Source organism: Mesorhizobium sp. M7A.F.Ca.AU.002.02.1.1 (assembly GCF_003998535.1).
Classification (GTDB): Bacteria; Pseudomonadota; Alphaproteobacteria; order Rhizobiales; family Rhizobiaceae; genus Mesorhizobium; species Mesorhizobium ciceri.
In genome coordinates, this window is sequence record NZ_RZPB01000378.1 from 1 (window position 1) to 5,906 (window position 5,906).

Consider the following 5,906-nt stretch of genomic DNA (forward strand, 5'->3'; position numbering starts at 1 on the left):
GATCAGGCTGCGGGCGCAGCGGCTTGGCGTCGCCTCCTCTCCGGTGGAACTTGCCGCCGAGACCAATGTCGAGGACATCCTGGCGACGATCGCCGACGGCAAGCGGCCTGATCTCGTCATCCTGGATTCGATCCAGACGCTGTGGACCGACCTTGCCGATTCGGCACCCGGAACCGTCACCCAGGTGCGCGCTGCCGCCCAGGCGATGATCCGCTATGCGAAATCCACGGGTGCGGCGATCGTACTGGTCGGCCATGTCACCAAGGAAGGCCAGATCGCCGGGCCGCGCGTCGTCGAGCACATGGTTGACGCCGTGCTCTACTTCGAAGGCGAAGGCGGCCACCACTACCGCATCCTGCGTACGGTGAAGAACCGTTTTGGACCGACCGACGAGATCGGCGTCTTCGAAATGTCGGACAAGGGCCTGCGCGAGGTCGCCAATCCGTCCGAGCTTTTTCTTGGCGAACGCCATGCCAAATCGCCGGGGGCGGCGGTTTTCGCCGGCATGGAGGGGACAAGGCCGGTGCTGGTCGAGATCCAGGCACTGGTCGCACCCTCCTCGCTCGGCACGCCGCGCCGCGCCGTCGTCGGCTGGGACGGCGCCCGGCTGTCGATGATCCTGGCGGTTCTCGAAGCCCATTGCGGGGTGCGATTCGGCAGCCATGATGTCTATCTCAATGTCGCCGGCGGCTACCGGATTTCGGAGCCCGCGGCAGATCTCGCAGTGGCGGCCGCCCTGGTTTCCTCGCTCACCGGTCTTGCCCTTCCCGCCGATTGCGTCTATTTCGGCGAAATCAGCCTTTCGGGCGCCGTGAGGCCGGTTGCGCATGCGCAACAGCGCCTCAAGGAAGCCGAAAAGCTGGGTTTTGGAAGCGCGGTTCTGCCCTCGGGCAGCGGGGAACTGGCCGGGGGGATCGGGGCCGGTTCTTTCCAGCCGACCGAGCTTGCCGACCTCGTGGCACGCATAGCCGGCTCACGCCGAAGCCGCGTGGACGAAGAAGACTAGAGCATCGGACCCAGAGCCCGATGTTCGGCGCTATAATGCGGCTCATGGAGTGGGGCGAAAGACATGCCGATTACGCTGCTTGACGGAATTCTCGTCGGCTTCACTCTGGTTTCGGCGATGCTCGCCATGGTTCGCGGCTTCTCGCGCGAAGTCCTGTCCGTCGTCTCCTGGGCCGCGGCGGCAGCGGCGGCGTTCTTCTTCTACAAGCCGGTCGTGCCTTACCTCGCTCCCTACATCGAGAATGAAAAGGTCGCCATGGCGGCCGCCGCCGGCGTGGTTTTCATCATCGCGCTGATCGTCGTCTCGGTCATCACCATGAAGCTCGCCGACTGGATCATCGATTCCCGGATCGGCGCGCTCGATCGTACGCTCGGTTTCCTTTACGGCGCCGCGCGCGGCATCCTGGTCGTTGCCGTCGCCCTGCTGTTCTTCAACTGGCTGGCCGGCGCCAAGGCACCAGCCTGGGTCACCGAGGCCAAGTCGCGGCCGCTGCTCGAACAAATCGGCGCCAAGCTCGAAAGCCTGCTGCCCGAGGATCCGGAAAACGCGATCCTCAAGAAGCTCAATCCGAATCAGCCGGCCGCCGAGACGCCAGCTGCTCCGGACGCACCGGCGGCGGATGCTCCGGCGGGCGGCGACGATACCAACACGCCGGCGCCTGACGACAATGACGCAACACCACCGGCGAACAACGCCCCGGCCGCTCCGGCACCGGCGGCACCGGCAAACTGACGCCGAAAAACGGCGTCAGGATCTGACGATGGTGTGAACGACTGCACGGCCCGCGTTGCTTTCGGCGCGAACCCGCATTATATGGCGATTTTAGCGGAGCTTAAGATGGCAGACGCAGACGACGTGCTTTCCGCCGAGGCCGACGACCATTTCCACGACGAATGCGGTGTGTTCGGCATTTTCGGCCGGCAGGACGCTGCGGCCATCGTTACATTGGGCCTGCATGCGCTGCAGCATCGCGGCCAGGAAGCGGCCGGCATCGTTTCCTATGACGGCAGCCAGTTCCATGTCGAACGCCATGTCGGCCTGATCGGCGACACCTTCACCAAGCAGCGCGTCATCGACAGCCTGCAAGGCAACCGCGCCATTGGCCATACGCGCTACGCCACCACGGGCGGCGCCGGCATGCGCAACATCCAGCCCTTTTTCGCCGAATTGGCCGATGGCGGTTTCGCCGTCGCCCACAACGGCAATCTGACCAACGCCATGACCGTGCAGCGCGCGCTGCAGAAGCAAGGCGCGATCTTCTCCTCCACCTCCGATACCGAGACGCTTTTGCACCTCGTCGCCACCAGCAAGGAGCGCGATTTGAACTCGCGTTTCATCGATGCGGTGCGGCAGGTCGAGGGCGCTTTCTCCCTGGTGGCGATGACGGCCAAGAAGATGATCGGCTGCCGCGATCCGCTCGGCATCCGGCCGCTGGTGCTGGGCGATCTCGACGGCGCCTGGATCCTGGCCTCTGAAACCTGCGCGCTCGACATCATCGGTGCGCGTTTCGTGCGCGACCTGAAGCCCGGCGAGATGGTCGTCGTCACGTCCAAGGGCATCGAGAGCCTGTTCCCCTTCGAGCCGCAGAAGACCCGCTTCTGCATCTTCGAATATGTCTATTTCGCGCGGCCGGATTCCTCGGTCGAAGGCCGCAACGTCTATGAGGTGCGCAAGCGTATCGGCGCCGAGCTGGCGGTCGAAAGCCCGGTCGAGGCCGACATCGTCGTGCCGGTGCCGGATTCGGGCACGCCGGCGGCGATCGGCTTCAGCCAGGCGGCCGGCATTCCCTTCGAGCTCGGCATCATCCGCAATCATTATGTCGGCCGCACCTTCATCCAGCCGGGCGATTCGATCCGCCATATGGGCGTCAAGCTGAAGCACAATGCCAACCGGCGCATGATCGAAGGCAAGCGCGTGGTTCTGGTCGACGACAGCATCGTGCGCGGCACCACCAGCCAGAAGATCGTGCAGATGGTGCGCGACGCCGGCGCCAAGGAGGTGCATATGCGCATCGCCTCACCGCCGACACGCGCCTCCTGCTTCTACGGTGTCGACACGCCGGAGAAATCGAAGCTCCTGGCGTCGCGCATGTCGATCGAGGAGATGGCCGAGTTCATTCGCGTCGATTCGCTTGGCTTCCTCACCATTGACGGGCTCTACCGCGCGGTCGGCGAGGCCAGCCGCGACAACGACCAGCCGCAATTCTGCGATGCCTGCTTCACCGGCCAGTACCCGACCCGCCTGCTCGACTTCGAAGGCCACGACAATGTGCGCACGCTGTCGCTGCTGGCGACAAGCGGGACGTAGGCCGGACCGCCATCAGCGTTAGTCAATTCCCGGAATCCATCGCATGACCCTCGACCTTTCCGGCCGCGTTGCGGTCGTCACCGGCGCCTCGCGCGGCATCGGCTATTTCATTGCCAAGGAATTGGCTGCCGCCGGCGCGCATGTCATTGCGGTGGCTCGTACTGTCGGCGGGCTGGAAGAGCTCGACGACCAGATCAAGGCGGCCGGCGGCCAGGCGACACTGGTGCCGCTCGACCTCGCCGACATGGCCGGCATCGACCGCCTGGGCGGCGCCATCCACGAACGCTGGGGCAAGCTCGACATTCTCGTCGCCAATGCCGGCGTGCTCGGCGTCATCTCGCCGATCGGTCATGTCGAAGCAAAAACCTTCGAGAAGGTGATGACCATCAACGTCACCTCGACCTGGCGGCTGATCCGCTCGGTCGACCCTCTGCTGCGGCTCTCCGATGCTGGCCGCGCGATCATCCTGTCTTCCAACGCCGCGCACTCGGCGCGCGCCTTCTGGGCACCCTACGCGGCATCCAAGGCCGCGGTGGAGACGATGATGCGCTCCTGGGCGCATGAGACGCAGAGCCTGCCGCTCAGGGTGAACGCCGCTGACCCCGGCGCCACCCGCACCGCCATGCGGGCCCAGGCAGTGCCGGGCGAAGATCCCGAGACGTTGCCGCATCCCTCCGAGATCGCCAAACGCATCGTGCCGCTGGCCAGCCCGGACCTGAAAGAGACCGGATTGATCTTCCAGGCCAAGCACAATCGCTTCGTCGCCTATAGGCAGCCGGAATAAAAGTTGAGCCTTTTTTTTGACGCATGTCGGTTTCCCAAAAACCGCTGCGCACTTTTAAGCGACATGCGTAGGGATTAAACAGGCCTCCGGAAACGTTTCTTCGACGTAGTCGAAGCCCAAACCGGAGGAACCACCATGCGCAAACTGCTTCTCGCCACCGCGGCCATCCTGATCGCAGCCGCGGGCGCCGCTTACTCGCAAGATGCCAAGATGAGCTTCTTCGTCACCAGTGTCGGTTCCGGCAAGGGTGCCGACCTCGGCGGCCTCAAGGGTGCTGACGCGCATTGCGCATCGCTGGCGGAAGCCGCCGGCGTCACCGGCAAGAGTTGGGCCGCCTATCTGTCGACCAGCGACACCGACGCCCGCGACCGTATCGGCAAGGGGCCGTGGGTGAACGCCAAGGGCGTCAAGATCGCTGACGACGTCGCCTCGTTGCACAGCGATGCCAACGGCATCACCAAGCAGACGGCGCTCAACGAGAAAGGCGAAGTGGTCAACGGCCGCGGTGACACGCCGAACCGCCACGACGTGCTGACCGGCTCCAAGCCCGACGGCACCAAGATCGCCGACCAGACCTGCGGCGACTGGACGATGAGCGGGGCGGAAGGCGCCGCGATGATGGGCCATCATGATCGCACGGGCCTCGACGATTCTGCAGCCGCCAAATCCTGGAATTCCTCGCACGCCTCGCGCGGCGGCTGCAGCCAAGAGGCGCTGAAGGGCACCGGGGGCGATGGCTTGTTCTATTGTTTTGCCACCAACTGAGCCGATTGCGCTTCGAAATCGGGCTGGGAAACCCGCCGTCACATCACGCGGCTGTGATGAGACGGCGGGAAGCTGTGCGGCGGTCATGCTTTCGTCATTTCCTTGGAGTTGGTAGGGTCACCGCGACTCCCACAACAAGCGCCCAACTGGCAGAACAAGGAAATCCCCATGGCTACGACCGCAGCAGCGTTGGTCTGGTATCTGGTAATCGCCGGTCCGCAAGGCGGCATGGTCGTGCTGCCCAGCACCTTCGACAAGCGCGAACAATGCACCGCCGCCATCACCGAATATCAGAAGCAGCCGACACCAGCCGGCTGGTCGGTGCAATGCGTGCCGAGCGCCTCGCCCTTCACCGACGAGGGTGACGCCGAAGAACCGTCAGCACAGTAGGCGTCAGCGGCGTGCGCTGACCGTCAGTTCCGGCTTCTGGCTGATGGTCTGGAATACCACGCAATAACGCTCGGTCAGCTTTAGTAGCGAGTCTATCCGCTCCTGCGGCTCATCGGTGTCGAGGTTGAAATTGAGCCGGATGGCGCGAAAGCCGACCGGCGCATCCTTGGCGACACCGAGCGTGCCGCGAAAATCGAGATCGCCTTCAGCCTCTACCGCGGCGGCGCCGAGTTTGAACTCGAGCGCCGTCGCCACCGCCTTCAGCGTCACCCCGGCGCAGGCGACCAACGCCTCCAGCAGCATGTCGCCCGAGCAGAGCTCAAGGCCTGAGCCGCCTGTTGCCGGATGCAGGCCGGCGATGGCGAGCGCCCTGCCCGTCTCCACCTTGCAGGCAACCGACTGGTCGTCGATCGAGCCCTTGGCGCGAAGCGTGATCATGGCCTGCGAAGCGTCGTCACGATAGGCCTGCTTCAGCGGCGCCTGCATGGCCTTCAGTTCGGTCGCATCCATCCGCTTTCCCCTTTCGTCGACTGCTTGCGTCACCGGCATGCGCCGTCCGGTCAAGATTTGCGCCGATCACCTTGGGAAGGCAATGCCATTCCGCAACAGGTGCCAGCCGCCTACACCGATATCCCAAATGGGACATTGACGGAC

The 5,906-nt window shown here is 64.5% G+C and carries 7 protein-coding genes; 6 read left to right on the forward strand and 1 reads right to left on the reverse strand.

Annotated features, from left to right (window positions below; all coding sequences use genetic code 11):
* The 6 genes from EN879_RS21515 to EN879_RS21540 all read left to right on the forward strand — a co-directional run.
* The coding region (locus EN879_RS21515) for a magnesium chelatase domain-containing protein (protein ID WP_127274234.1) at window positions 1–1,006 on the forward strand (1,006 nt) is incomplete at its 5' end.
* Window positions 1,007–1,069: 63 nt separating this feature from the next.
* Window positions 1,070–1,738, forward strand: a complete 669-nt coding sequence (locus EN879_RS21520; RefSeq protein WP_013532527.1) for a CvpA family protein — start codon at window positions 1,070–1,072, stop codon at window positions 1,736–1,738.
* Between the two features lie 105 nt (window positions 1,739–1,843).
* On the forward strand, window positions 1,844–3,313 hold the full coding sequence (gene purF / locus EN879_RS21525) for an amidophosphoribosyltransferase (RefSeq protein WP_013532528.1): 1,470 nt from the start codon (window positions 1,844–1,846) through the stop codon (window positions 3,311–3,313).
* A 43-nt stretch (window positions 3,314–3,356) separates the two neighbouring features.
* On the forward strand, window positions 3,357–4,097 hold the full coding sequence (locus EN879_RS21530) for an SDR family NAD(P)-dependent oxidoreductase (RefSeq protein ID WP_013532529.1): 741 nt from the start codon (window positions 3,357–3,359) through the stop codon (window positions 4,095–4,097).
* A gap of 135 nt (window positions 4,098–4,232) precedes the next feature.
* Window positions 4,233–4,862 (forward strand): hypothetical protein, encoded by a 630-nt coding sequence (locus EN879_RS21535; protein WP_013532530.1) that lies wholly within the window; start codon window positions 4,233–4,235, stop codon window positions 4,860–4,862.
* A gap of 168 nt (window positions 4,863–5,030) precedes the next feature.
* Window positions 5,031–5,252, forward strand: coding sequence for a hypothetical protein (locus EN879_RS21540; RefSeq protein ID WP_013532531.1), 222 nt, complete (start codon window positions 5,031–5,033; stop codon window positions 5,250–5,252).
* Window positions 5,253–5,255: 3 nt separating this feature from the next.
* Here EN879_RS21540 and EN879_RS21545 read toward each other — a convergent pair whose 3' ends face one another.
* Window positions 5,256–5,762 (reverse strand): OsmC family protein, encoded by a 507-nt coding sequence (locus EN879_RS21545; RefSeq protein ID WP_013532532.1) that lies wholly within the window; start codon window positions 5,760–5,762, stop codon window positions 5,256–5,258.
* Window positions 5,763–5,906 lie beyond the last annotated feature (144 nt).